Genomic DNA, 26,346 nt, shown 5'->3' on the forward strand with positions numbered 1-26,346 from the left:
TTAACTATTTATAATTTTGCCAACCGAAAAATTTCAAAGTTATGAATAGAAAAATATGTTCAATTATTGTAATTAGGTTTATAGTTATGAAAAAAATATTATTGATATTTGTATGTTTGTGCAGCATGTTTATTTCTTGTAGTAAAGATGATTCTGTGCAGGAACCAGTATTTGTGGAGAACGAGTTGGTACAAACAACTTGGAGTGGTTGCCAGTATTTTTATAATGACAAGGATGAGATAAAAGAAACCATCGAAGACTTTAAAGTTGATTTTCAAAATGCAAATGAAGCAATTTATATTGATTCTGTAGGTTATTCATATTTCGATTACAAGCTGGTCAATCGGCGAATATGGTGTTCAGGAGGAATACCTGGATATTGGACACTTGTTGAAAAAACACGAAATAGAATGGTATTGCAAATCTATGCTCCAGAAAAGAGTACCTTAATTTTAACAAGGCTCCTATAATGTATTGGACACAATATACATTTTCCAATTAAGGGTATGAGGCTTGCTCTTAGCTGTTATGTAAGCCATCAGTAAACCCTGTCTTGCATAATCTCTGAAAACCTTGTGAAATTTTAAAAAGTTCTACAAGGTTTTCAGAGTTTTTCAAAGTTGTCTTGCAAAACTTTCCTAGTTTTTCAAAAAATATCAGACTAAGCCCTTCTTCTTCAAAATGTGAGGGAAAAAGTCCGTAAGGTCTTTTGAGTAGTCGTCATCATACTCATGGATGTGTTGTAAAAAGTACGTAGTACATTTGCGGAAGTCAACGTCAGCCAACTTGCAGCAGCCCATCATTGTGTACATGATCGCCTCCTCCTCTGCTGCGTTGTGATTTTCGCAGAACATGTAGTTCTTTCGTCCTATAGCTAAAGGTCGCACGCAATTCTCTATAGGATTATCCAAAAGTTGTGATAATTCTATGGACGATGCCGCAAAAGCTCTTTCTCATATCCGTAGGATAAGGGTTGGGGTAAAACGTATTGGAATCGCTGAGTGTGAACATAGGTTAATTAAAATTCATCAATAATACAAAATAATTCTGTAACTTTGTCCTTGGTATTCTCCATAATGATATCTTTTTATGTTTGTAACTAATTGAATTTCAACTATAAAGATACAAAAAATATCGGAGATCACCAACCTTTTTAGGCACTATTTCTTATCCCGAACAGAGGTGTTGAAGGCTAAGACTGAAAACAAACGACCTGCACGGTTGAAATTCCTCAATTCGCCTTGAACTAACGGTCACAGGCCGAAGGAAAAGGTAAAGGGCAGAAGCTCCTAGCCCAGGACGATGCCCTGGGCTAGGAGCTTTTGGATTTTCAGCCCGTTTCAACCGTACAGTTAGAAATCATTTTCGTTTTGTAGAGGAAAGATAGGCAAAAGTTTCATGCCTCACAATACGGGGTTAGCCGATGGTTTACTTTACACCGAGGAATAAAAAGGAATGTCCCTAGAGGAAAAAGCAGTTACCTCTAGGGGCATTTCTTTTTTTCATTAGGAGAAATCTCCGTTCAGCGTCGTTGAACGTATGTTCAACACTTTTGAACGTACATTCAACGACGCTGAACGCACATTCAACACTTATGAACGGAGATTTCTCCTAATAGTATAGACTTTTTCTTCTAATAGTATAGACAAATACTCCTAATAGTATCCACAACTTTCCCTTGTTTCATCAAAAAATACCCTTAGGAATGGAAGTCGTTTCCTGTTATCAGGAATGCTTCTTTCCCTAAGGGTATTGGTTTTCTTAATAAGGAGTATGATTATATCTGCCCTGATTCTACCTGTCTCACCACTCTTTCCGTGAGCCTATCCACTCCGTTCGGATCATATTTCTTGTTGAGGCTGGCACCGAAGAGGGCGGCGAAAGCCTGATAGAAGCCGGCACGGATAGGACCGAGGAATGCCTGGATAAGGTGATAGGAGGATGAATTGCACTCACGATACACCAGTTTGATGCAGAGCTTGCCCTGTGCATAGGTGAGTTTCTTCATTCTCGGTGTATATTCCTGCTTGATGCTTTTCTCCACCAGCTTCATGTGCGCATCCTTCGCCTTCTTGTTGGGCAGGGTTTCCAGATAGTCACCCGTTTCGATGATGATCTTTCTCACCTCCTTGGCTATCGGCAGAACTTTCTTGATGTTATATACCAGACGGTTGTACGCCATTCTTTCCTTGGCGTTCTTGAACACCGGCTGTGGATAAACATACACGTTGTTCACCTGTACATACTGTATGCTGTCGTGGTCCAGCAGCACCTTTCCCACCTTCACCATCGGTTCGAAGGTTGGAGCATCCATATCGACTTCCTTGTTTTCAGGCTTGTCGTCATCCGTCTGTGCCATTGTCTGCAGCGTGATGCAGAAGAGCATTGCCAGCAAAAAGAATATCTTCTGTTTCATAAAAATCTTCTTGATCCAATTTAAATAATCCGCTCCCTGTCCGGAGCATCTCTTATATATATAAAGAGGTGTAATCCTCTTCTATTCCTAATTATGCCGCAAAATTACAGATAATTTCCCATTTAGAGAAAGAAAGTTACTCTTTTCTTACTCATTTTCAGAATTTCGCAGTATCTTTGTGGAAATTTAATAATTCTTTTGCCTGTCTATGAAGTATTGGCAACCTATCATCCGCTTTTTGCTGAAACTGTTTCTCATAGGCAGCTCCCAGTTATTTTATGTCCCTACTGTTTGTGCCCAGGACTCCTCTTCCCTGCCGGAAGAAGATAGGGAGAAGCATGCCCCTTCGCAACCTTGGCAGGAATATCTGATGGAACTCTCGGAGATGGAGGATTTCGAACAGACTGCCTGGGAGGATTATGAGGAGGAACTGGAAGAGCTGGCGCAGCATCCGCTGAATCTGAACACGGCTACCCGCGAAGAGATGGAGCATCTGCCTTTCCTCACCCCTTCGCAGGTAGAGGATATCCAGGCATATCTCCATCGCTATCATGGGATGAAGACGATGGCAGAACTGGCTCTCATCCCCAGTATCAGCTGGTATCAGCGGCAGTTGATGAACAGCTTCTTCTATGTAGCCGACGAGACTCCCCGCCAGCAGTTCCCGAGCCTGAAGAATATCCTGAAGTATGGCAAGCATGAAGTGATGGGAATGGTGAAAGTGCCTTTCTATGAGCGCAAGGGCGATGGCAAGGGAGCCGATGGATACCTGGGATATAAGTATAAGCACGGGGTGCGCTATCAGTTCAGGTATGGCGACTATGTGAAGATGGGATTCGTTGGCGCCCAGGATGCGGGCGAACCTTTCGGAAGCGGCAGGAACAAGCTGGGATATGATTTCTATTCCTTCTATCTGCAAGTCAGGAAATTAGGCAGATGGAAGAATGTCACCCTGGGCAGGTATCGGCTGCACGAGGGAATGGGACTGATTCTCAACAACGACTTCAGCTTCGGCAAACTCTCGGTACTGTCCTCGCTGGGCAGAACCACCAGTCAGGTCAAAGTTCATTCCTCCCGCTCTTCTGCCAACTATCTGCAGGGAGCTGCAGCCACCTATACCTTGTTGAAGGGACTTGACCTTACCGGATTCCTCTCTTATCGCAAGATAGATGCCACACTGAGTGATGAAGGGGGCATCAAGACCATACTCAAGACCGGTCTGCACCGTACACGCAGGGAGATAGCCAGGCAGGATATAGCCTCCAATACGCTGGTGGGTGGCAACATCAACTATCGCCATCAGGGCTGGCATATCGGAGCCACCGGTTTCTATACCTCTTTCTCCCTTCCGCTGATGCCAGAAAAGGTGCAGTTGTACAAGCGGTTTGCTCCCGAAGGTGATGCCTTCTGGAATGTGAGTGTAGATTATGGCTATATTTCCCATCGCTGGACGATAGGGGGCGAAACGGCGACGGGTGATTGTGGAGCCGTCGCCACGCTCAATGCGGCATCTTATCTGGTTTCCGATCATTTCTCGCTCACGGCTGTGCAGCGGTTCTATTCTGCCAGATACTATTCCCTGTTCAGCAACAGTTTTGCCGAGGGAAGCAGCGTGCAGGATGAAAATGGTGTGTATGTGGGGGCTACGTGGTCGCCAGGCAGTCGTTGGACCCTTACCGCCTATAGCGACTTTACCTATTTTGCCTGGCCTAAGTATCATACCCGCCAGAGTACGCAGAGCTGGGATCATCTGCTGAATATCCTCTATCTTCCTGCCCGTTCCTGGACACTGGGAGCCCGGGTCCGCTATAAGGAAAAGGCGGGAAACGCTACCGGGCGTCTCCGTTTCTATGCCAGTGTTACCACGAAAAACTGGAGTTCCAAGACGAGTGTGGATTATACGAAGTACCGGAAAGGGAATGCGGGCAGCGGCACCCAGAATGCTTCCAGTAGTGGTTATCTGCTGAATGAAAACATCGGATATCATTGGCGGTGGCTGAGGCTGCAGGGCAGTTTCGGCTATTTTCATACCCAGGATTTCGCCAGTCGCATCTATGCCTATGAGCCGGGCTTGCTCTATCAGATGAGTTTTGGCAGTTACTTTGGCGAGGGCATCCGCTATGCCCTGGTGGCGCGTTCGGAGATCAGCCATCATCTGCTGGTTATAGCAAAGCTGGGCAGCACCGATTATTTCGACCGCACCCACATCTCTTCCGGCTTGCAGGAAATCGCCGGTTCTCATCAGATGGATCTAGAGGTACAGGTGAAGTGGAAGTGGTGAGGTGAAAGTGGTAAAATCTGGGGTTTATCCTGCTTTCCTAGTCCTTCTTTTCAGGAATATGATGCAAGATTATAAAAAAACTGGCGTTTTATTTGTGTATGTAAGAAAATCGGGGTATTTTTGCAATTGATAAGTATCCATGCTAACGACGAAAAAAAGAAAAGTGATGAAGATATTCATAGTGATTCCTTGCTATAACGAGGAAGCGGTATTGCCGAAGACCCTGGAGGTGCTTGGCAATCTGATCAAGAACATCAAGGTAAAAACAGATGCCGACACGGAGTTACTCCTTGTTGACGATGGTAGTCGTGACCGTACCTGGCAGATGATTTCCGATGCTGCCAAGGAGCACAAGTATGTACACGGCATCAAGTTATCTCATAACCGGGGACATCAGAATGCGCTCTGGGCAGGAATGGAAGCGGCGGTAGATCATTGTGATGCGATGGTAAGTATCGATGCCGACCTGCAGGATGATGAGAATGTCATCATCGATATGGCTCAGCAGGTGCAGGAAGGCAAGGATATCATCTATGGTGTGCGCAAGGAGCGTAAGACCGATACCTTCTTCAAGCGATTCACCGCCCAGGCTTTCTATAAGCTGATGCAGAGCGTGGATAAGGATACGGTGTATAACCATGCCGACTTCCGCATGATGACCAACCGCACCCTGAAGGCGCTGATGCAGTACTCCGAGCGCAATCTCTTTCTCAGAGCCATTGTCCGACAGTTGGGCTTCCGTGAAGGATTTGTCTATTACGACCGCAAGGCCCGTGAGGCAGGCGAGAGCAAGTATCCGCTCACCAAGATGCTGAGCTTCAGTATCGATGGCATCACTTCGTTCTCCGTGGCACCATTGAAGTTTATTACCTTCCTGGGTCTGGTGATGACTTTAGTAGCAATCATCATGATTATCTTTGCCTTGGTGGAGCATTTCCAGGGCAAGACCATCCAGGGCTGGACCTCCATGCTCGTTTCCATGTGGTTTATCGGTGGCATCATCACCACGGGTGTGGGTATCACAGGTGTCTATATCGGCAAAATCTATACCGAGGTGAAGCGCCGCCCACGATACTTTATCGAAGAAAGAGTATAATTTGAAGAAAGAAAATAAATTTGTTAGATACAAAAATAGCATCGGGTTGATGAATCCCGATGCTATTTTTGTATCTGATTATTTGTTTAGTGCGATTATCTGTTCTGTGCGATGTTGGCACTTGTCTTTACAAACCGATAGAAGCCTACCGGATGGTGACATTCTACGAGTTTCCTTACTTCCCAAACCTTCTGTAAGGTATAGTCCTTGCCGAATTTCTCCTTGAAGTCTGGCATATCTCCTTCCGGAATCATCAGCACGCCATCCTGCGGCAATACCTTGTCAAACTGCTGGATCTTATCGCCCAGATAGAAGTTGAGGCTGAAGAAATGCATCATCTCTATCGACATATAGGAGTAAAGCTTACCTGTATCAAACTTCTTTTCGATAACCGGCGCCAGATGCTTATCTGCCTTCGTGTTGAGCACGGCAGGCTGCAGGGTGGAGTCGAGAGTGATGAAAAGTGCAATAATCATTACCAATGTATATTTCATCATTTGGCTTGCCTCTTTTTTCTTGAGAGCCTTGAATATATGATAAGCCCCTATTATAAGAAACATATAGCATACATAGAATAGGATACCATGAGTAGATTCCCTTATGGCATGGAGCATGGCGATGTTGTCGGCAGCATGCTTGCTATGGAAAATGGTATCTGGTATGCCGCCTGCTCGTATAACAAGCGTAGCAATCACGAGGATAACTGCCAGCGAGGCAATCACCCCTGCATATACCTTGATGGCTCCCACCTTCTCCTTCATCATCCAGACGATGTATTCAGCTATGAGATAAGCCATGAACGGATAGCATGGCAGTAGATAGACGCTGCGCTTGCTCTTTGGGATGCAGTAGAAGAAGAGCACCAGGAGGAAGGCGAGCCAGGTGAACACCTGCAGCGGAGTAGCCTTCTTCGCATTCTCCAGGAATTGGGTCTTGGAGAACTTCTTCCAAGGCAGGATAAAGAGCGAGAACAGTAATAATAAGGTATAAGGAGCCCAACCCATCACGAGTGTGAGCAGGTTGTACCACGCCGGGTTCTCGTGCGATTCGTATGCCATCTTGCCCATGAATCGGTCGATGTTCTCTTCCTTCACCAGTCGCAGGAACTCGTCGCCACCTTGCAGATAGGCTGCATAGTACCAGCAGAACGGGATGATGAGCGAGAGCAGGGCAGTTAAAGCCATGCGCCATACGATGCCCCAGAAGTTCTCGCGCTGGGTAAGCATGAATACGCCCATCACGAAGCAAGGCAGGATGATGCCCACAGGACCCTTGGTCAGCGTGGCACCGCTCATGCAGAGGATGGCGAGCCAAGGCAGCTGGTGCTTTCCCTTCTCCCACCAGCGGTAGAGCAGATACATAGCTCCTACCATCAGGGCAGAGTTCACCATATCCACACGGCAGTTCATTCCGGCACGGTGCACCTCGAAGGCGGTGAGCGTGAGGATGGCAGCGATGAGGCTGGTCTGTGTATCCTTGCGCTTGGCATAGAATACGAAGCCGCCAATGGTCATCAAAACCAACGATACGGCGGATGGAAGACGTGAGGTATATTCATTTACGTGGCCGGCGATGAGGCTGAAGAATGCGATGCACCAGTGAAAGAAAGGTGGCTTGTAAGGGATGTCGCCACCATTGTTGATGGGCAGAATCCAATTGCCGTGTTCCAGCATGGTGTAGGCAACCACAGCTTCGCGAGGTTCTCCCTTGGTATTGAAATCAGAGAGTCCGAGGAATGGAATCATCATCACGATAGCCAGGATGATGATGAGCCATAGGGCTTTGTTGTACTTGATGTTCATGTCTTATCGAAGTCTTATTATGTTATTTTGGCTGCAAAGTTACATATAATTATTTGTTTATAGATAGAATAAGGTGGGAATTTTTGCTTTTATTGGGATATAATTATTAACTTTGCACCCGATTTCTAAAGTAGAATAAAGATGAAACGATATTTTAAGGCTTTGGGGTATCTCCTTTCGGTGCATGTATTGGCATTGCTGGTGATGACTCTTTTCAGATTGGTAGAATTCATAGCCCTGCATGGTATGATAGTAGATGCAGGGGCGAGTAGGGTGATGGCGTTTGTCAAGGGTGTATGGTTCGACAATGTCATTGCTTGTTATATTTCGGTATTGCCTGTGGCTGTGCTCCTTGTTGCTGCCAGCCTGGGGTGGTGTCATCGCCGTTTGCTGCGTGGCATCAACATCTGGTATGCGGCATGGTTTGCCATCGCCTTCATGCCTTCGGCAGCCAATACCCCTTATTTCCAGTATTTCTTCAAGAACATCAATTCCAGCATCTTCGGGTGGTTCGGCTATGTGGCCACTACATCGGGCATGCTCCTGCAGGAGTCTTCCTATTGGCTCTATATCGCCCTCTATTTCGTGTTCACGGGGGCATTTATCTATGCGCTCGTCCGTCTGCGCCGCTATTTCGAGGGGTTCTTCCAGTTGCCAAAGGACAATATGCACTTGGTGCTGGTGGTAAGCCGTTTCCTTATTTCTGCGGTGATGATTGGTGCCTGCCTTTTCGGCATCCGTGGCAGAATGGGCTATAATCCTATCAAGGTGAGCCAGGCTTACTATTGCGAGGATTCCTTCCTCAACCAGCTCGGCATCAATCCGGCATTCAATCTCCTTACTTCTGCGCTCGACGATATGCGCAAGGAGAACAAGGAGCTGCATCTCATGCCATACGCTGAGGCTATCACGAATACCCGCCAGTGGCTGGGTATCGCGGGAAAGGTGGATAGCACGAATATTCTGAAGCGTGAGGTGGTGAACGATTCCCTGATGATGAAGAAGAATCATCCTAATGTGGTGGTGATACTGATGGAGTCGATGTCGGCAAACCTGCTGGGCACTTTCGGCAATCAGCAGCCGCTCACCCCAACGCTCGATTCGCTCTATCATCATTCCTTGGCGTTCACCCACTTTTATAGTGCCGGCATCCATACCAACCACGGTATGACGGCTACGCTCTATAGTTTCCCTGCCCTTATGTTCCGCAACCTGATGAAGGGAACGGTAACTCCGCGCCGCAAGGGTATCGCCACGGTGTTGAAGCAGTATGGCTACGAGAATATGTTCTTCATGACCCACGAGGCGCAGTATGACAACATGAAGGCTTTCTTCCAGACCAATGGCTACGATGACATCTTCTCTCAGGAGAACTATCCTAAGAGTGAGGTGGTGAACAGCTTTGGCGTGAGCGACCATTTCGAGATGGGCTATGCCCTCAACACCATCAACCAGAAGGCAAAGACGGGCAAGCCTTTCATGGCTACCATCCTCACCGTGAGCAATCATCCGCCATATATCATTCCTGATTTCTTCAAGCCGAAGACCAAGGAGAAGGAAACGCAGATTGTGGAGTATGCCGACTGGGCGATAGGCGATTTCCTGAAGAAGGCAAGCCGGGAGCCTTGGTATAAGAACACGATATTCGTGATTCAGGCAGATCATGGCAAACTGGTGGGTAAGAGCGAGGGCGAGTTGCCTCAGTCGTACAACCACATTCCGCTCATCATCTTCGGTCCGGGTGTTCCGCAGCAGCAGTATGCGGGCTTGGGCATGCAGGTGGATGTAATGCCTACGCTTTTCGGCCTGATGAATCTGAATTATGAGTACGAGGGCTTCGGTGTGGATTTGCTCAAGCAGCAGCGCCCGATGGTATTCTATTCGGCTGATAACCAGATTGTGGCAAGAGATCATCAACGTTGCTTTGTTTATAATCCATCAATGAACCGCAGTTTCTGCTATGATGTGTTGCCGAATGGCAATCTGAAGGAAACCAAGCAGGAGTCTAAGTTCCAGGATTTGAAGAACTATGTCTTCTCGAATATCCAGGCGGCGGAGTATATCGAGCGACATCAGCAATAAAAAAACGATATTATCAGAAACAGTAATCCCTCACCACGCTATGGCTGCGTGATGGGGGATTAACTGTTTATATAGTTTTCTATTTTTATTGAGGTAAGATATTGCAGTATTCCCGTTTGAACCACAGTTCGAAGACGGGGTCAACCATTTTGAAGCCATCGCCCGATTTCTCAATGAAGTCTCTTTCTACAAGAGTCTTTTTGTTCTTGGTGATGGTGCGTGGAGCACCGAGTCCATATTCTGCTACAACCTGTTGGGCATTGAAATGAGTCTCTCCCATACAGACGGCACGCAGGAATGCTATTTGTGAGGCAGGCATTCCATCAATATCGGTAATGAACATATCGGCATTGGTATCCAGAAGCTTGGTGAGCTGTGACTGATAGATTTCCTCTGTCACCTCTGTTGCCGTACGAGTCCAGATGAGAAAGCAGAATTGCTGCATATACCAGGAATGGCATTGCATGGTATTGCAGATTCGCTCTATCATTTCATCGCTAGAACCATATTCGAATGGTATCTTGTTCATATACTTAAAGTCTTGATTCTCTGCAAAGTTACAAAATTATACCCAAAGGTATTATACCCTAGGGTATAATTTATGAAACTTTATGTTTTTATCAGACGAAGAATCGCTGTTTCTGCAAAAAAAGATGGCTTTAAACAACATTGTTTTAAACAACCTTGTTTAATTTGTTTTTTTTTGCTATCTTTGCAGAAGAAAAGCTGCACTCGGCAATTTGAAAGCCAGCTTTCATTGCGCTCGTTTGCATTTTCTTTGCAGAAGAAAAGCTGTATAGTATAAAATAAGGTGGTAATTATGAGAAAAAGTAAAGAAGCTCCGTAGCGTATGGCAATTACAGAGCCATGTATCTTACTGCCTTTATGGAAGCAAGAAACACATGATGGAACAAATGTTCCAGAATGCCAGTTACCCATTTTATCGCTTTGGAGATTTCTTCTATCTGAACAAGATAAGCGAGAAAGACTGGGTGGAGTATATCTGTCAGCGATTCGAATCTACCGGCAAGCATATCTCGGAAGAGTTGGCTCGTGAAATCTGTCAGGTAACAGATAGGTATTCTTCTTATGTACAACAGTTGGCATGGTTTGTATGGTTGCGTGTACTGGATGATTCTGTAGCTACAGAAGAGGACTTGAAATATGGAATAGACCGGTTGCTGGATGCCAGCGAGCCTTTGTTTATCCAGCAGACCGAAGACCTTTCTGCCTATCAGATGAATTTCCTGCATGCCATCACCAATGGAGTACATACCGGTTTCACCCAGACGGCAATATTGGAAACCTATCGCCTAGGTACTGCTGCCAATGTAACTCGCCTTAAGAAGTCCTTGATGGTGAAAGATCAGATTACGATATCAGCCCCTAAGCATCTGGAAATGAGTGTCCCCATCTTGGCGTTGTGGCTCAAGAGAAGAGTTCGGAAATGATGTTCCCTGGAGTTCAAAAGCGTCCTAGGCAAAAATATAAAAGTATAGTAAACAAATGAAGATAAAGATAAACCCAAAATACGAAGAGATGAGAAGTTTCATCGAACGCATCCCGGATGTGTTCGAGAAGGAAGGACGTGTGATTTACACGGGTCGCAATCTCATTAAGGTGATGGAGGCTCCTGATGGAACCATTATTAATGTAAAGCGCTATCATGTGCCAAAGGGACCTAACAGTCTGGTTTATTCCCTAGGCATCAGAAAGCCTAAGGGGGAGCGTGCCTTTGAATATCCGATGATATTGGAGAAGAAAGGCATCGGAACCCCTGCGCCTATTGCGCTCATTGAAGAGCGTAATGCCATCGGACTCCTGGGATATACCTATCTCATCACCCTGCAGTGTGACAACCTGCATACCCTTTACGAAGTGGGTGATGCAGCCCCTGGTACCTACGAAAAGCTGGCTAAGGCGTTGGCACGTTTTGCCGCAGATATGCACAACAAGAAAATTCTGCATAAGGATTTTACGCCAGGCAACGTATTGTGGAAACAGGATGATGAAGGCTTCCATTTCATCATCGTGGATATCAACCGCATGAAGTTTGGAGAAATCAGCGTCAAGGAAGGACTCTATAATCTCCGAAAGTTCTGGGGACCTAAGGAATTTATCCGAATCCTGGTCTCTGAATATGCCAAGGTAAGAGATTACAACGTGGATGAGGCTGTGGATTATGTGATGAAGGAACGCGCCAAGTTCTGGACCCGCTATGGCAAGAAGCATCCTATCAAGTTTAAGCTGGAGTTATAGGAAACGAATTAAGTTTAAGCCATAAGCAACTTCTCAAGTTTAAGCCTGAGCTATAAGTAGCTAAACTCTTGCAAGTAAATTCCATACGCCCTGGGCTAGGAGCTTCTGCCCTTTCAGGGCGTGTGGAGCTTACATGCGAAAGTTCAATTATTTTATATATACAAATTTCAAATTACCTGGTCCTACGTCTCTTTTGCAACGTGCAAGAAGCATGGTTGGAGATTCCTGCATGTTTGCGGCAGGTGAGGCAACAATCTTATCTTTGCCGTAGTATCGGGCCATTCCCTGATTGATCCAATATCCTGGATAAATCATGATGTCATTGAATGCATCCGAAGGCATTTTTACCGTAAGAGGCTTCAATGTTATGGCACTTTGGGTATTCGTCTTCAGTGCCAGTTCACGCTCGTTCATTTCCTTGTCAAATTTCACGGCAGTTCCTTTCAGCATAAGTGAAACGGTTCTGTTGGTTGTCCTTTCCTTGAGACTTACGGATAATATCAAGATGACAATGGCACAATATGGCGCATACTGCAGCGAGTTGGCATATTTCTTCTTAGATACCGTTACGAAATCTATAATGGCAGAGCTTAATGGCGCTTTTGCCTCAGCCTTTCTCAGAACAGCTCCAGAAAGATAATAAATGTTGATGCAGATGAACCACAGGTGTATATACGAATAGATATTCTGTACTCTGCCCGGTCCTCTTGTTCCCATGGCATAGCTGTGGGCGAAGAAGAATGAACTGTAAAGCGTAACGGTAATCAGGATGCATAGCCAGGGGTGAGAGAACTTGAATCTCGAGCTACTTGCCGCCTTAACAAGGGTAGGGCTAAGAAGCATCAACATCAGAATTTGAGCGATATTGATGGATTCTGATAAGAACTCGAAGCTCTTTCCTATTGCCATGAAGAATGCAACGACAACATTTGGCTTGCTTTCTATGGTAACTTGTCTGAACGCATTACCAGGAGCCAACACGCTGAAAAGGAAGGCGATGCCATAGATGGCGAGAATAGTAATATATAAACGTGGCCATCTTCTTTGTTCTATCTTCATGATGAGAATGGCTGCAAACAGAATCGCTCCCATGCCAAGTCCTGACACGAAGTTTCCGCCGGCAATGATGATGGATAGAACGATGGAAGCCCCTCCGATAAGGACTTTCTTGAACTTGGAACTACTTAATTGATATCCTATGAGCAGAGATGCTAAAAACAGAGACATGCTATAGAATAAAGTGTAGTACATCGCCCCGTTATACCAATAGAATGCATCGTAGTATGACCATGTAAACTGGATGGTCATCAGAACGAAGAGGGTAGATACGAAGAGATATTCCAATCTGGACGAATGGAGTAATTTTCGCATAACCATATATAATAAGGTGTAAGTGGAGGTCATCAAACTGGAAATCAAGATGAATGTTCCAAGCCAATATTGGCCGAATACTCCTGGTTGTAGAGCCATGAGAAAGCAGGCGGAATAGGTGCCCTGCCATGTATGATACATCGTCATAGCTACATTCCAGGCTGTCTGAACGCAAGCCGGAAATGAATGGGTCTCATTCCAAATCTTATATACTTCTGCACCGAAAACATAATCATCCGCAAATGGATGAAGATACTGGCTTATCCATAACATGGGAATGATGGATACGATAAGAACCGCAATAGCTACCCCTGTTACAATTTTCAACTGCTTTTTATTCATAATTGTTTTTATCCTTTTATATTACTTTCTTTTGACTTCTTGTTTTTTCTTTACTTCTTGCTTTCTATATGTTATAACATCCTTGTTGCCATAATCTTGCATGCAAGATAAACAATAAATGTTAAAGCCTTTATCGTGTAATGTTGCAAAGGTACTAAACATAATTGAGTATCACAAATATTTCTTGTATTTTTTGCTGTTTTACTGTTTTTTTCGTACCTTTGTGCAACAAATAAATTGCAAATGATACATATTGCGCTTACCATAGATGAAAATTATGTACGTTATTGTACTGTAGTGATGGCTTCTATTTTGGAAAATAACAAAATGGATGATATCACATTCCATATTGTAGCTAATGATTTAACGAGTAATAGTAAAACAATTATATCTGATCAGGTTAAAAACAGTAAAGCTTTGGTGAGTTTTTATACTGTGCCATCGCTTTTGCTCGAAGCTTATGAACTTAAATGGGGGCATAAGCGTCTTTCTATGACAGTCTTTTATAGATGTTTGTTAGCTACCATATTACCGGAAACTATAGAAAAAGTAGTCTATATGGATTGTGATGTGTTGGTGTTGCAATCATTAAGAGATTTGTGGAATACGCCAATGGAAAATATTGCAGTGGCAGGTGTACAAGACTTATTGGAAACTCCTAAGGAATATTTCAGTCGTTTAGAATATGATAGTAAATATGGATATTTTAATGGTGGTATGTTGTTAATCAATTTAGATTACTGGCGTAAACATAATGTAGAAAATCGTCTTAAAGAATATTTTAGAGCCAATTTAGATAAAGTTGTTCGTAACGATCAAGACATTATGAATGCGGTTTTATATAAAGAAAAACAGATGTTGGATATGAAATGGAATGTCCAGATTGATGTGTTCTTGACAAAACATTATTCAGATATAAACTTGAGGAATAAATGTCTTGCAGTTGCTGGTGATATCGGTATATTGCACTATTGCTACCGTAAAAAGCCATGGCATTATAATTGTATTCATCCGATGAGAGAATTATTTTTCAAATATCAGAACTTGACTCCATTCGATGATTATTCACGTTTGCAGAAACCATTATCTAAAATGCATCGTTTCTTGCATAATTTGCCTTATACTTTAGGTATTAAGGAGGCTAAAATCTTAGACAAGAAAAAGTTTGAGAGATATTTGGACGAAAAGAATAATTAGATATAAGCATAAAAAAATATGATACCAAAGGTAATACATTTGTGTTGGTTCAGTGATGACCCTTATCCTGTAGAGATAAAGGTTTGTTTGGATACATGGAAGCGCCTGATGCCCGATTATGTAGTTAAAGTTTGGGATTATGCTGCGGCAAAGTCTATTGGCAGTGCCTTTATTGATGAGGCTCTGGAGGCTCGAAAGTGGGCGTTTGCAGCCGATGTGGTGCGATTCTATGCCGTATATAAGGAAGGCGGCATCTATATGGATAGCGACATCTATCTGCTTCGCCGTTTCGACGAGATTCTTCCTGAGGATGGGTTTGTTACTTTTAGTGAGAAGGATAAGGAGGAGTTTGGCTTGCAGGCAGCCTTCTTTATGGGGACAGCTGGCAATGCGTTCTGCAAGAAGATGTTTAAGTATTATCAGAGTCGTCATTTCAAGAATCCTGACGGTTCTTTCAATGTTACGATTTCGCCTTATACGATGTCGGCTGTAGCGAAGTCCTTCGGCTGGCAGGTGAAGGATGAAAAGCAGGTGGTGCCTGGGTTGACGGTTTATCCTACGCATTTTGTTGCTCCCAACAATCATTATCCTGTGGATAGCGAGACGATTGGAGTGCATCGCGTAGCGGGTAGCTGGCGAAAGAGAAAATTGGGACGATTCATCGAGATTAAGGTCAAGCATTTATGGCATGTAGTAAAATATGCCCTTTTCAAAAAGTGAGAAGGGCATATCTTACTATGTGCAATTATTTGGAGAGTATAAACTATACTATTGAACATTCCTGAATAGCGTTTTTTAGATTCTCGCCATTGTTAATATCTATCGCCATCTGCTTTGTTTGGGCAAGCATACCGGCATATTCTTCTTCCGAAATGCCGGCTAGGCGCCCTGGAAGTTCTTTCAGGGAGTTGATGGCAAATCCCACTCCCCTCTCTTCTACAAGCGGAGCAATGGCAGATTCTTTCCATACGATGATAGGTAATCCGGCACGCAGGTAGAAGGATGCCTTGTGCGGGGTGTTGTATTTCAGATAGCTTCCGAAGTCGCCATGGCATTCTTCTAGGGAATCTCCATCCCATACCAAACCGAAGTTTCCATGCACTTGCTTGATGAAATCGTCGGCATTCATAAAGCCGTGCCATACGATGTTCTTGTCTTTTGCCACGGCATCATAATCTTCCATGTTTCCATAAAGATGAAACTTAAACTGGTAATCCAGTTCCTGCATCTTCAGGATAAAGGCGTTTTTGCGCAGGTTGAGTGAGCCAGCATATACGATATCCCAGGCCTCGTTGTTTTTGTGCTTTTGATCTGTAGCTATAGATGGTGACAGATAATCATGGAAGCCTAAAGCTCCAATAGGCTTCTTAAAGCCTTGCTGTTCAAGCCATCCCTTCATCGCTTGATTGGTGGCGATGACATAATCAGTGTGGCTCAGGCGCTTCAACTCCTGCTCAATAGTTAATTTCTTTCGTCTGAAGCTACCTAAATCATGAATCAGGGAAATGGTCTTGGCTCCTTTGAGGTGTGCCATCTTGCAGATGAAGGAAAAATATTTCTTTACAGGATATTGCAGTACGATGACATCTCCTTTCTGAATGCGAGAGCAGGCGATGAGGGTACTCGCCAGGTTATAGAAGAAGGCCAGGAATTTATTGTTGTCGATTTTGCAAGGCAAGCCGATGCTTGCTGCCCCCATCGAGTGCAGCACCTTTTCGTAATCTGTCTTTGCCTTGTTGCCAGCACTTGTCTGATTGTAATAAGTGCGGCTGATATAACATAATCTTCTTTCCTTCATATAGCCTATTGATTAGTTCCTTGTGATAGTATCGAATTACATCTCTTTCGGTACAACCTTCCCCTTCACCACTTCATATCGCTTGTCAAACTCCTCCCTGGTTCGCTTCCATCTGTTATGCGTCCATAAATAATAAGGTGGATTCTTGCGGATGGTTTCTTCCAACATCTGGAAGAAGCGACGGGTAATCTCGTGCTCCGGCAGAGTGTTTGGCTCACGGGTGATGAGCTTGTAGGTTGCCGTATAGTAGCCTCGCTTCGGGCGCGACATCTCTACATAGAACACGGCATCGTTCATCTTTTTCATGATTCTCTCGCCGCCAGTAAACACTGGGGTTTCGGGATGGTTGAGGAAAGGAAGCCACAGGTGGATGTTCTCCCACTTGGGTCCCTGGTCGCTGATGTAGCCGAAGATGCTCATGATGCCCTTGCGCTTGTAATCCACCAGATAGCGGAGGATTTCTTTCTTGGGCACCACCACGCCATTCTCCTCGTGAGAACGGATGCGCTTGAAGAGTTCGTCGAAGGCATGGTTACGCAGAGGGTGATAGATGAGGCCTATCTTGCGTGACTTGGGCAGTTCGATACCCACGCATGAGAGCCACTCCCAGTTGCAGTAATGGCCCAGGATAGCTGCCACGTTCTGACCTTCCAGGAAACATTGCTCCACTTCCTCACTGTTGATGACCTGGAATCGCTGGTGCAACTCCTTGTCACTGATGCTGAGCAGTTTGACAGCCTCGAAGAAGTAATCGCTGAACCAGCGATAGAACTTCTTCTCGATGTCGATAATCTCTTCTTCTGATTTCTCAGGAAAAGAGCTGGTGAGATTCTTACGCACAATACCCCTGCGGTACTTGATGACGCGATACATCATGAAGTACTCGAAATCGGCAATGCAGTAGAGCAGCCTGAATGGCAGCAGCGATATCGCATAAAAGAATGCATAAACAATCTTAACCATCTGTAAAACTATAAATTCTTAACTATTAACTCTTTACTCAATTACACCTGCTGCATGTCGTGCAACTTCTTGTAATATCCGTCTTTTCTAATCAGTTCATCGTGGGTACCACGCTCCACAATCCTGCCCTCGTGCAGTACGCAGATTTCATCGGCATGCTTGATGGTACTCAGTCGGTGGGCCACTGCCACGGTGGTACGGGTCTTCATCAATCTCTCCAGGGCATCCTGTACCAGACGCTCGCTCTCTGTATCAAGAGCCGATGTTGCCTCGTCGAGGATAAGGATAGGAGGATTCTTGAGGATGGCACGGGCGATGCTCACACGCTGGCGCTGACCGCCGGAGAGTCTGCCGCCACGATCACCGATTCCGGTATCGAAACCATGTTCCGACTTGGTAATGAACTCGTAGGCATTGGCTATCTTTGCCGCATTGGCGATATCTTCATCGGTAGCATCGGTCTTGCCGAAGCGGATATTATCCTTGAAGCTGGCATTGAAGAGGATTGCCTCCTGGTTTACATTACCTATCAGCTGGCGGAGATCGTGTACGGCAAGGTCTTTCACATTGATGCCGTCGATGAGCACCTCGCCCTCCTGTACATCGTAGTAGCGAGGAATTAGGTCGAGCATCGTACTCTTTCCGCTACCGCTCTGTCCCACCAGTGCGATGGTCTTTCCCTTAGGAATCACCAGGTTGATATCCTTCAATACATAAACCAGCTCATCGTTCTGATGATCGGTATAGGCGAAAGATACGTGGCGGAACTCTATCTGATGCTCGAAGCTGCTGATATGCTTCGGGTTCTCCTTGTCCTTGATTTCAATCTCTGCCTGTAGAATCTTGTCGATACGTTCCATGCTTGCCAATCCCTTTGGGATATTGTAACTCGCCTTGGAGAATTCCTTCAGCGGGTTGATGATGCTGTAGAGCATCACGAGGTAGAAGATGATGGTAGGACCATCGATTCTGCCGTAATCCAGAACCAGGATACCGCCAAACCACAATACTACCACGATGAGGATGGTTCCCAGGAACTCACTCATCGGGTGAGCCATTTGCTGACGGATGTTCACGCGCATGATGTTGTCGCGATAACTGCTATTCACCTGGTTGAAGCGCCAGTTCATCTTATCTTCAGCACAAAAAGCCTTGATGATGCGCAATCCGCCCAAGGTCTCCTCTACCATACTCATCGTATCACTCCAGAGCGACTGTGCCTCGGTACTTTGTGCCTTCAGTTTCTTTCCCACAACACCCATGAACCAGCCGAATGGTGGCACAAAGAGGATGGTGAAGAGGGTGAGCTGCCAGCTGATGCAGATGAGCGTAATGAAATAGAAGAGAATGAGGATAGGATTCTTGAAGAGCATATCGAGCGACGACATGATGCTGTTCTCCACTTCCTGCACGTCACCGCTCATTCGGGCGATGATATCGCCCTTGCGCTCTTCGCTGAAGAAGCCCAGCGAAAGCGAGGTAATCTTCTGGTAGAGCTGGTTGCGGATATCGCGAACAATACCCGTACGGATAGGGATGATGGTGGCTGAAGACAGGAAATAGGCTCCCGTCTTGAGGAATGTCATGAAGGCAAGGAACAAGCCGATAACCAGCAGAGCCAGTGATGCACTGTGCGCAACGATGAACTCCTGGATGTAATAATACAGGTTGTTGGTTGCCACTTCCTTGATGCTGCCCAGCGTTCCGTCCCATTCCATATAGTCGTTGGCACGGATTCCGCCATCTACCTGGAAGAGAATCTGCAGGATTGGTATCAAGGCTGCAAACGAAAAGATGTTCAATACCGCTGACAGGATATTGAACAGAACAGAGAGCCCCAGATATTTCTTGTAGGGAGGGACGAATCGTCGTAAGATTTGCAAAAATTCCTTCATAGGTGCAAATATAGTGTTTTTAAGGAAGACCGCCAAACTTTTGGCGGTCTTTCTTTTCTTTTATTCAGTTTTTTCTTATCGGAGAGTCTTTTTTGCTCCGTTTTTCTTCTTTTAAAGAGCAATTGTTATTCTTTAACTTCCTCTCCGAAGAGGGTAGCAGAGGTAGAACCGGTGATGCGGACCTTTACGAACTCTCCGATGTGGTGGTTACCCTTGTCGATGACCACTGCCTTGTTCTGCTCGGTGCGACCCATCATCTGCTCACGGCTGCGCTTGCTGAAGTTCTCGATGAGGATGGTGAATTCCTTGCCCTCGTCCTTCTTGTTCTGCTCGGCACTCACCTCGGTCTGCAGCTTGATGAGCTCGTTGAGGCGGGCTATCTTGGTTTCCTCAGAAACGTTGTCTGGCAGATGCTTGGCAGCGTAGGTGCCAGGGCGCTCTGAATACTTGAACATGAAGGCGCTGTCGAAGCCTACTTCCTTCACCAGCGAGAGGGTTTCCTGATGGTCTTCCTCGGTTTCGTCGTGATAACCCACGAAGATGTCGGTGGTGATGCCGCAGCCCGGGATGATGCGCTTGATGTCAGCGATGCGCTGCAGATATTCCTCACGGGTGTATTTGCGGTTCATCAGCTTCAAAATCTTGTTGCTTCCGCTCTGTGCAGGGAAGTGGATGTGCTTGCAGAGGTTTGGCTCTTCGGCAATGGCGTGGAGAATGTCCTCGGTCATATCCTCTGGGTTAGAGGTGGTGAAGCGTACACGCATATCCGGCACAGCCTGGGCTACCATGTGCAGGAGCTCGGCGAAGGAAAGGCTGCCTTCCTCGCGCTTGCCCGATGGAGAGAGACCGTAGCTGTTAACGTTCTGTCCCAGCAGGGTAACCTCCTTGAAGCCACGCTCGTGCAGGTCGCGCACCTCACGCAGGATGCTTTCGGCATCACGGCTGCGTTCACGTCCACGGGTATAAGGCACGATGCAGTAGTGGCAGAAGTTGTTGCAACCACGCATGATGCTTACGAAACCGCTCACTCTGTTGCCACCGATGCGCTGAGGCACGATGTCACGGTAGGTCTCTGTCTTTGAAAGTTCTATGTTGATGGCGTTTGTACCCATCTCGCACTGCGCAATCATATCCGGCAGATTGAGATAGCTGTCTGGTCCACAGACCAGGTTGGCATAGTGGTTCTGGATGAGGTCATCCTTTACTCGCTCTGCCATACAGCCCAATACGCCGAGAATCACCTTTCTTCCCTTCTTCTGCTCAGCATGGAGGGTGTCGAGGCGATGGTAAATCTTGTTTTCCGCATTCTCGCGGATACTGCAGGTGTTCAGGAAGATGGCATCAGCCTCTTCTTCTTTCTCACAAATCTCGTAGCCTGCCATCTGCATTACAGAGGCAACTACCTCACTGTCTGCCACGTTCATCTGGCAGCCATAAGTTTCAATAAACAGTTTCTTCATTGTTCTAGATGAATTCTAATTTATGTTTGATGTATTAATTAATATGATTTCTTTCCTGTATCTTCCATGCCGTATCATTTCATGTTCTTTGATACTGCCATCAGCAGGAAGTAGATGACTACGGCAGAAATCCATCCGGCGATGGCATCGATGAGATAATGTGCTTGGATATACACGGTAGCCATACACAGGAAGATGTAGAATGGCAGCATGGTGAAGAGCAGCTTGCGGTTTCTGCTGTGCCAGGCAAGGAGCATGCAGATGGTACTTACGCCCACGTGCGAACTCGGGAAGGCGGCGGTAGGTCGCTCTCCTGCTTCCTTGGCATCCTCTACGAGCTGGTAGAAGATTCCGTCGGTATAGCCTGGGGTTGTCAGACAGTTGGTATGGGTGCTGAAGTAATCGCCCATTGCCGGGAAGATGCCCTTGGCAATATCCTGCACTCCCACGGCGTCGAAGTAGAACGTTGGCCCTACTACCGGCACGTAAATGTAGATGAGATAGTAGATGAAGAAGCTGGCAAGCAGTACAAAGCTAACCCGTTCTGCCTCATAGTATCTGCAGAAGAAATAGTAGAGTACTACCGCTGCTATCATCGGATAATACATGAAGTATCCCATCGACATCAGTTCGCTCACCACCGCCCAGGGCAGTGCCTTGGCAAAGAGCAGGGCGGGCTGGCATCCGAAGAGATCCTGTTCCCATCCCGCAAAGAGATGGTCTAGGTTGGGGAACATGCGGTTGATCTCGTAAGTATCTGGATACCACCAGGCAAGCAGGGCAATCTGCGCCATGATGCGCACCATCTTCGTTATCCTGCATGGAATCATGCGATATACGCCCCAAAGGGCGAGGGTCATGACCAGAATTCTCAATCTGCCCCAAAGCATCGACTCCGGATTCACTACCTTGGTAAAGGTAAAGAGCATGGTGAAGATTGTTATCGCCATATAGCCCAGCATCACCCATTCCAGTGGCAGGAGTCCCTTCTTGGGGTTCTTTTCTATCTTAAAATAATCTTTTATCACGGTGTTACTTTGAACTTTGAGATTTGAACATTGAACTTTATGATATGCTTTTACAGCCATCCGTTATCCTTGTACCACTTGATGGCAAGCTTTACACCTCTTGACAGAGGGTAGTGGGGATGATAGCCCAGCTCATCCATGGCTGGCTCGATGTCACAACGCCAGTTGCGCTGTTTCAGGATGTTATACTTGTCATTGTTCAGTGCCGACATCCTACCGGTCATTCTGCCGAGATACTCGCCGAAGAAGGTTACGATGCGGAGCACCCAGATAGGAGCCTTGATGCGCAACATCCATGGATTGCCCAATTCCTTATGAATCAGGTCGCTGAAAGCTTCCGACTGGTAAACTTCGCCATCGCTGAGGAAGTATTTCCTGCCGTTCATACCATGGTCTAGGGCAAGGAAAACTGCCTGCACCACATCCTGAACATACACGAAGGTGATGTCCTGACGCTTGAATCCTACAGCAAAATCCACGTGCTGCCTGATGCTCTGCGCCATGAGGAAATAGTCTTTTTCTCTTGGACCATATACGCCGGTAGGGCGCAGGATGATATAAGGGAAGTTGTTGCCGATGCTGTCGAGATAGCGCTCTGCGGCAAGCTTGCTCTTGCCGTATGCCGTATTAGGCTTAGGCACATCGTTCTCGCAGATTTCCTGATAAGGCTGCTCCTCGCGGATGGCTCCGAAGATACTGAGCGAGCTGACGAAGACAAATCGCTTGATAGGCATTCCCAGATGCAGGATGGCATTCACCAGGTGCTTGGTGCCCTCGGTGTTTACCTTATAGAAATCCTCTGCATGCAAACACTTGGTAGCGCCAGCTGCATGCACAATATAGTCGAACTCGTGCGGAGCGAGTTCCTTCTCCAACTCTTCCTCTGAAGAAAGATTGAGATTGATGAAATGGATGCGCTCGTCTTGCAGGTATTTTCTGGAACTGGTAGGGCGTACTGCCGCCCAGGTTTCCATGCCTTGTCGCAAGGCTTCTTCTACGATGTAACTGCCGATAAAGCCCGACGCACCCGTTACTAGAATCTTCATGAATTATATATAAAATTGCAATTTCGGCTGCAAAGATACGACTTTTTGATGATTTATCACCATGATTCTGTTCAAAAAGGAGATAAAATTTGAAAAAATAGTGTGGGTTTCTATAAAATGTTGTATCTTTGCATGCATGGAGCAAGTATCGGGTTTTTATTTCCCTCCCTCAGAAACGACTTCTGCGCAGTTCTGCAACATGACAGAAATCTCGGCTAGTGGCTTTAATATCCTTATCCGTGCCAAGCGTGATGGCAGGTGGTGGATCTTGAAGGCGCTCGCTCCCGCTGTGCGCAATAGCGAGGTGTATCAGAGCTTGCTTCAGAAGGAATTCGATATCATGAAGCATGTCCAGCATCCCGGAGTTGCCGAGGTAATGGGTATCGAAGAAGTGGACGGATATGGCAAATGCCTTGTGATGGAATGGATAGATGGAGTGACTCTGGAAGAGTGGCTCCAGCAACATCATTCCAAGGCGGAAAGGGTGCATATCGCCAACCAGCTGCTCGTGGTGCTTGAGTTTGTACACGATATGCAGGTGGTGCATCGCGACCTGAAACCTTCCAACATGATGGTTACCCGTAATGGAAGCGTGCTGAAGCTGATAGATTTCGGATTGGCTGATGCCGACAGCTATGCCGTACTGAAGGAACCGGCGGGAACAGATGGATATGTTTCTCCCGAACAGCAGAAGGGCGGACCTACCGATGTACGCAATGATATCTACAGCGTGGGCGTTATCCTAGATAAGATGAGGCTGAATTTCTCTTATCGCCTGGGATTGAAGCGTTGCCTCCGTCCGTTGGAGGAACGATATCCCAACATGACCGCCATGCGCCAGCATATTCATTCTCTGCATCGCAACCTGCTTGCCTTCTGGATTTCTTCGGGAATATTGGCGGCATGTACTACGGGTGTGGTTATATATAATAAGGTGAACGAGCCTCCTCGTGGATACGATGTGGTGGCAGAGTTTAAGATAGGAAACCTGGCTTATAAGTCGTGGGGTGGTGGAGTCGTGTCGGTTAGGGCTGCCAATTCCAAGGATTCCTGCATCGAGGTACCTAAGACGGTGAACTTCCAGGGAATGACCTATAAGATAGATGAAATCGAAAAGAAGGCGTTTGCCGATCAGCCCGATCTGAGGAAACTGGTGTTTCCGGATACCAAGTTCCATGTGATGAAGCAGATGGTGGAGAACAGTCCGAATCTGCACAGCATCTGTTTCCGAAGCGCCTTGCCGCCAGTCATCGGCAATGCCATCTGGAAGACCAGGATTCAGGATGTCTTCAGTGAATCTGATTTCAAGCGTGTCATCCTGTATGTTCCAAAAGGCAGCTTCGATGCTTATCGCAATTCTGCATGGAATCAGTTTGAGAATATCATTGAATATGAATAATAATGCAAATAGCCGCATCTCATGTGAGATGCGGCTATTTGCATTATTATATGTATCAATACCATACTTCTATCTGTGGTGATTCCTTGGCATAGCTAGGCATGCACTTACCGATCTTGGCTCCGATGTAGGTAGGGTCGCAGATGTAGAACTTCTTGCCCTTGTACTCGTATGAGGTTCCGTTCTCTACCGGCTCGTGGAAGGCTACGGCTGTACATTCGTGTCCTGGGAACTGGATGAGATGTACATCGAGTCCGAGTATCTCGTGTACCAGATAGGCATAGAAGATGGCGCGGTCTTCGCAGTCGTTCTTAGGATAGTAGAGACTTTCCTCGAAGTAGAAATACTTCTCGCGATGGAACTGCTCATCATCGGTAGCGTATGGGAATCCCTTCTGTATGAATCGCAGGATGCGGTTGGCTGCTTCCTGTTCGCCGAGATCCTGTACCTGTGCTCTGATCTGCTTCACCACATCGTCGCGCAGACTCTTATCTACTACAGATGCGGCTACGGTAGGAATATCTATGATAGGATATTCATCGAGCAGCGGCATGACGCCGGTTGGTACTTCGCCCTGCAGGGTGATGCCCGCAGCTTCGTATCTGAACGGCTTGGCTTCATCGCCAATCACGGTCTTGCCGGTGAATCTCAGTCCCATATCCTTACCCAGCTCTGCGCCCTTAGGCAGTTCGCAGGAACGGAAGGATCCTTCATCCTCTACGTTCGGATAGATGTAGTAGCGCTTGCCGTCAATATTGAGGTACGACTTCTCGAATACGTGCTCCACGTAAGGGATGAGCATCACCACGTGGTTGCCGCACAGGGCAAGGCGTACGTTGTAGCCGCAGTTGGCAAGCACATACTGCGAAGCGATGATCTTCTCATTCTGGCTGGCGTTTGGCATGGCGGTATCGATGTATTTCTCTACGAGCATGGCAGAACCCCAGTCGCTGAGTCCCATCTTGCGTGATTCGGTGGCGAAAGCCTGGGTTACTTCCTTGAGGTCTGATTGCTTGAGATTCTTCCAGTAGTTCACCACATCATCGGTAGAGCTGATGCTCATGGAAGCGAGTCGGGTTGCCTTTTGCATCTGCAGGTTTGCACCATAGAAGTTGACGTCGATGGTCTGCTTGCTTGCCGGAATGCTGACGTGAGGCACGTTTGGCAGGGCAGGCATGACTGGCACGGCTGCTACGGCAGGCATCAGCGGCAGTTCGATACCCGAACCGGTGTATTCGATGTCTGGAATATCAGGCTTTACCTCTGGCAGTTTCGGCTTCTTCACCGGTTCTATTTTTGGACGGATGGTAGGAGCCTTTGGATCTGGCTTCTTCGGAGTTTCCGGAGTTACCGGAACGGCAGGAACCTTAGCCAGCGGATCGTCTGGCAGGGCTGGTACCTTCGAGAGGTCGGGTCTGTTTACGAGATCTCCGAATCCGCCTTCCGGAATCAGGATTGGGCTTACCGGCATCTTTGGCTTCACGGTAACCGGTTTCTCCGGCTGTTTCGGAGCTGTATATGTTGGTGGCGTCTTAGGCTTAGGCACCTGCGAGCGCACATCTCCCTTAAACTTCTTGTATTCTTTCCATACGCCTTGCATATACTTATCGTAGTCGGTAAGTATGGTGTTGCGGAACTTGTTGTAATCATCCAGCATCGCCTGTCTTGACTGCTGGAACTGTTTCACAAAGTCATCGTTCTGCGAAAAGCTTGGTGTTGCATGCAAACCGAGCAGCAATATGAAACTGAGAGTAGGATAAATTCTATTCATAATCTGTAATTTTAAGATTTCTACTTTCTGTGTTGATAGATTCGGGGCAAAGATACGATTTTTTTCTTAATCGCCCAACTTTTTTAAGGAAAAAGGCTCTCCTACCTTAAAATATTGGGAGGAGAGCCTATCTATGTACC

General features: G+C 46.4%; 20 protein-coding genes. 9 read left to right on the forward strand and 11 right to left on the reverse strand.

Annotation, left to right across the window (positions count from 1 at the left end; translation table 11 throughout):
- Positions 1-41: 41 nt before the first annotated feature.
- Positions 42-470, forward strand: coding sequence for a hypothetical protein (locus tag DW657_RS01395; protein ID WP_117663812.1), 429 nt, complete (start codon positions 42-44; stop codon positions 468-470).
- A 1,307-nt stretch (positions 471-1,777) separates the two neighbouring features.
- Here the strand turns inward: DW657_RS01395 and DW657_RS01405 are convergent.
- A complete protein-coding gene (locus tag DW657_RS01405; protein ID WP_117663810.1) occupies positions 1,778-2,416 on the reverse strand; it encodes a DUF4294 domain-containing protein in 639 nt (212 codons plus the stop codon).
- A 208-nt stretch (positions 2,417-2,624) separates the two neighbouring features.
- On the opposite strand from DW657_RS01405, the gene DW657_RS01410 reads away from it, so the two are divergent.
- A complete protein-coding gene (locus DW657_RS01410; protein ID WP_118311137.1) occupies positions 2,625-4,697 on the forward strand; it encodes a helix-hairpin-helix domain-containing protein in 2,073 nt (690 codons plus the stop codon).
- Positions 4,698-4,863: 166 nt separating this feature from the next.
- The gene (locus DW657_RS01415) at positions 4,864-5,793 is read left to right on the forward strand and encodes a glycosyltransferase family 2 protein (protein ID WP_118311138.1); all 930 of its coding nucleotides are present in this window, start codon (positions 4,864-4,866) and stop codon (positions 5,791-5,793) included.
- 95 nt (positions 5,794-5,888) lie between these two features.
- Here DW657_RS01415 and DW657_RS01420 read toward each other — a convergent pair whose 3' ends face one another.
- On the reverse strand, positions 5,889-7,595 hold the full coding sequence (locus DW657_RS01420; RefSeq protein WP_118311139.1) for a glycosyltransferase family 39 protein: 1,707 nt from the start codon (positions 7,593-7,595) through the stop codon (positions 5,889-5,891).
- A 141-nt stretch (positions 7,596-7,736) separates the two neighbouring features.
- Here DW657_RS01420 and DW657_RS01425 point away from each other — a divergent pair, with 141 nt between their 5' ends.
- A complete protein-coding gene (locus DW657_RS01425; RefSeq protein ID WP_118311140.1) occupies positions 7,737-9,677 on the forward strand; it encodes an LTA synthase family protein in 1,941 nt (646 codons plus the stop codon).
- Positions 9,678-9,762: 85 nt separating this feature from the next.
- On the opposite strand, the gene DW657_RS18265 is transcribed toward DW657_RS01425, so the two are convergent.
- Positions 9,763-10,206 carry a hypothetical protein gene (locus DW657_RS18265; RefSeq protein WP_233546583.1) on the reverse strand — a complete coding sequence of 148 codons (444 nt, stop codon included), beginning with the start codon at positions 10,204-10,206 and terminating at the stop codon, positions 9,763-9,765.
- Positions 10,207-10,579: 373 nt separating this feature from the next.
- Here DW657_RS18265 and DW657_RS01435 point away from each other — a divergent pair, with 373 nt between their 5' ends.
- Together DW657_RS01435 and DW657_RS01440 are read left to right on the forward strand one after the other, a co-directional pair.
- Complete coding sequence (locus DW657_RS01435; RefSeq protein ID WP_233546584.1) at positions 10,580-11,128, forward strand: hypothetical protein; 549 nt, start codon at positions 10,580-10,582, stop codon at positions 11,126-11,128.
- Between the two features lie 55 nt (positions 11,129-11,183).
- Complete coding sequence (locus DW657_RS01440) at positions 11,184-11,936, forward strand: lipopolysaccharide kinase InaA family protein (protein WP_118311141.1); 753 nt, start codon at positions 11,184-11,186, stop codon at positions 11,934-11,936.
- A gap of 147 nt (positions 11,937-12,083) precedes the next feature.
- On the opposite strand, the gene DW657_RS01445 is transcribed toward DW657_RS01440, so the two are convergent.
- Positions 12,084-13,649, reverse strand: a complete 1,566-nt coding sequence (locus tag DW657_RS01445; RefSeq protein WP_118311142.1) for a DUF6056 family protein — start codon at positions 13,647-13,649, stop codon at positions 12,084-12,086.
- Positions 13,650-13,892: 243 nt separating this feature from the next.
- Here DW657_RS01445 and DW657_RS01450 point away from each other — a divergent pair, with 243 nt between their 5' ends.
- Together DW657_RS01450 and DW657_RS01455 are read left to right on the forward strand one after the other, a co-directional pair.
- Complete coding sequence (locus DW657_RS01450; protein WP_118311143.1) at positions 13,893-14,846, forward strand: glycosyltransferase family 8 protein; 954 nt, start codon at positions 13,893-13,895, stop codon at positions 14,844-14,846.
- An 18-nt stretch (positions 14,847-14,864) separates the two neighbouring features.
- On the forward strand, positions 14,865-15,566 hold the full coding sequence (locus DW657_RS01455; RefSeq protein ID WP_118311144.1) for a glycosyltransferase family 32 protein: 702 nt from the start codon (positions 14,865-14,867) through the stop codon (positions 15,564-15,566).
- Between the two features lie 43 nt (positions 15,567-15,609).
- On the opposite strand, the gene DW657_RS01460 is transcribed toward DW657_RS01455, so the two are convergent.
- From DW657_RS01460 to DW657_RS01485, 6 genes are all read right to left on the reverse strand, one after another.
- Positions 15,610-16,644 (reverse strand): galactofuranosyltransferase, encoded by a 1,035-nt coding sequence (locus tag DW657_RS01460; protein WP_118311145.1) that lies wholly within the window; start codon positions 16,642-16,644, stop codon positions 15,610-15,612.
- A gap of 36 nt (positions 16,645-16,680) precedes the next feature.
- Positions 16,681-17,607 carry a lysophospholipid acyltransferase family protein gene (locus DW657_RS01465; protein WP_118311146.1) on the reverse strand — a complete coding sequence of 309 codons (927 nt, stop codon included), beginning with the start codon at positions 17,605-17,607 and terminating at the stop codon, positions 16,681-16,683.
- A gap of 41 nt (positions 17,608-17,648) precedes the next feature.
- Positions 17,649-19,502 (reverse strand): ABC transporter ATP-binding protein, encoded by a 1,854-nt coding sequence (locus tag DW657_RS01470; RefSeq protein WP_118311147.1) that lies wholly within the window; start codon positions 19,500-19,502, stop codon positions 17,649-17,651.
- A gap of 125 nt (positions 19,503-19,627) precedes the next feature.
- The gene (gene miaB, locus DW657_RS01475; RefSeq protein WP_118311148.1) at positions 19,628-20,962 is read right to left on the reverse strand and encodes a tRNA (N6-isopentenyl adenosine(37)-C2)-methylthiotransferase MiaB; all 1,335 of its coding nucleotides are present in this window, start codon (positions 20,960-20,962) and stop codon (positions 19,628-19,630) included.
- Positions 20,963-21,036: 74 nt separating this feature from the next.
- Positions 21,037-21,990 carry a phosphatase PAP2 family protein gene (locus DW657_RS01480; RefSeq protein ID WP_233546585.1) on the reverse strand — a complete coding sequence of 318 codons (954 nt, stop codon included), beginning with the start codon at positions 21,988-21,990 and terminating at the stop codon, positions 21,037-21,039.
- 50 nt (positions 21,991-22,040) lie between these two features.
- The gene (locus DW657_RS01485; RefSeq protein WP_117663798.1) at positions 22,041-23,036 is read right to left on the reverse strand and encodes an NAD(P)-dependent oxidoreductase; all 996 of its coding nucleotides are present in this window, start codon (positions 23,034-23,036) and stop codon (positions 22,041-22,043) included.
- A 199-nt stretch (positions 23,037-23,235) separates the two neighbouring features.
- On the opposite strand from DW657_RS01485, the gene DW657_RS01490 reads away from it, so the two are divergent.
- Positions 23,236-24,435, forward strand: coding sequence for a serine/threonine-protein kinase (locus DW657_RS01490; RefSeq protein WP_158577297.1), 1,200 nt, complete (start codon positions 23,236-23,238; stop codon positions 24,433-24,435).
- Between the two features lie 55 nt (positions 24,436-24,490).
- Here DW657_RS01490 and DW657_RS01495 read toward each other — a convergent pair whose 3' ends face one another.
- A complete protein-coding gene (locus DW657_RS01495) occupies positions 24,491-26,206 on the reverse strand; it encodes a hypothetical protein (protein ID WP_118311151.1) in 1,716 nt (571 codons plus the stop codon).
- Positions 26,207-26,346 lie beyond the last annotated feature (140 nt).

It is taken from the genome of Prevotella sp. AM23-5 (assembly GCF_003473645.1).
In the GTDB taxonomy this organism is placed as follows: domain Bacteria; phylum Bacteroidota; class Bacteroidia; order Bacteroidales; family Bacteroidaceae; genus Prevotella; species Prevotella copri_A.

What these genes read in the sequence shown, in the direction of transcription:
- DW657_RS01485 (WP_117663798.1), bottom strand. Translation starts at nt 23,036, where the DNA reads ATGAAGATTCTAGTAACGGGTGCGTCGGGCTTTATCGGCAGTTACATC.
- DW657_RS01460 (WP_118311145.1), bottom strand. Translation starts at nt 16,644, where the DNA reads ATGAAGGAAAGAAGATTATGTTATATCAGCCGCACTTATTACAATCAG.
- DW657_RS01440 (WP_118311141.1), top strand. Translation starts at nt 11,184, where the DNA reads ATGAAGATAAAGATAAACCCAAAATACGAAGAGATGAGAAGTTTCATC.
- DW657_RS01455 (WP_118311144.1), top strand. Translation starts at nt 14,865, where the DNA reads ATGATACCAAAGGTAATACATTTGTGTTGGTTCAGTGATGACCCTTAT.
- DW657_RS01395 (WP_117663812.1), top strand. Translation starts at nt 42, where the DNA reads ATGAATAGAAAAATATGTTCAATTATTGTAATTAGGTTTATAGTTATG.
- DW657_RS18265 (WP_233546583.1), bottom strand. Translation starts at nt 10,206, where the DNA reads ATGAACAAGATACCATTCGAATATGGTTCTAGCGATGAAATGATAGAG.
- miaB (WP_118311148.1), bottom strand. Translation starts at nt 20,962, where the DNA reads ATGAAGAAACTGTTTATTGAAACTTATGGCTGCCAGATGAACGTGGCA.
- DW657_RS01435 (WP_233546584.1), top strand. Translation starts at nt 10,580, where the DNA reads ATGATGGAACAAATGTTCCAGAATGCCAGTTACCCATTTTATCGCTTT.
- DW657_RS01425 (WP_118311140.1), top strand. Translation starts at nt 7,737, where the DNA reads ATGAAACGATATTTTAAGGCTTTGGGGTATCTCCTTTCGGTGCATGTA.
- DW657_RS01495 (WP_118311151.1), bottom strand. Translation starts at nt 26,206, where the DNA reads ATGAATAGAATTTATCCTACTCTCAGTTTCATATTGCTGCTCGGTTTG.
- DW657_RS01465 (WP_118311146.1), bottom strand. Translation starts at nt 17,607, where the DNA reads ATGGTTAAGATTGTTTATGCATTCTTTTATGCGATATCGCTGCTGCCA.
- DW657_RS01470 (WP_118311147.1), bottom strand. Translation starts at nt 19,502, where the DNA reads ATGAAGGAATTTTTGCAAATCTTACGACGATTCGTCCCTCCCTACAAG.
- DW657_RS01445 (WP_118311142.1), bottom strand. Translation starts at nt 13,649, where the DNA reads ATGAATAAAAAGCAGTTGAAAATTGTAACAGGGGTAGCTATTGCGGTT.
- DW657_RS01410 (WP_118311137.1), top strand. Translation starts at nt 2,625, where the DNA reads ATGAAGTATTGGCAACCTATCATCCGCTTTTTGCTGAAACTGTTTCTC.
- DW657_RS01420 (WP_118311139.1), bottom strand. Translation starts at nt 7,595, where the DNA reads ATGAACATCAAGTACAACAAAGCCCTATGGCTCATCATCATCCTGGCT.
- DW657_RS01415 (WP_118311138.1), top strand. Translation starts at nt 4,864, where the DNA reads ATGAAGATATTCATAGTGATTCCTTGCTATAACGAGGAAGCGGTATTG.
- DW657_RS01490 (WP_158577297.1), top strand. Translation starts at nt 23,236, where the DNA reads ATGACAGAAATCTCGGCTAGTGGCTTTAATATCCTTATCCGTGCCAAG.
- DW657_RS01450 (WP_118311143.1), top strand. Translation starts at nt 13,893, where the DNA reads ATGATACATATTGCGCTTACCATAGATGAAAATTATGTACGTTATTGT.
- DW657_RS01405 (WP_117663810.1), bottom strand. Translation starts at nt 2,416, where the DNA reads ATGAAACAGAAGATATTCTTTTTGCTGGCAATGCTCTTCTGCATCACG.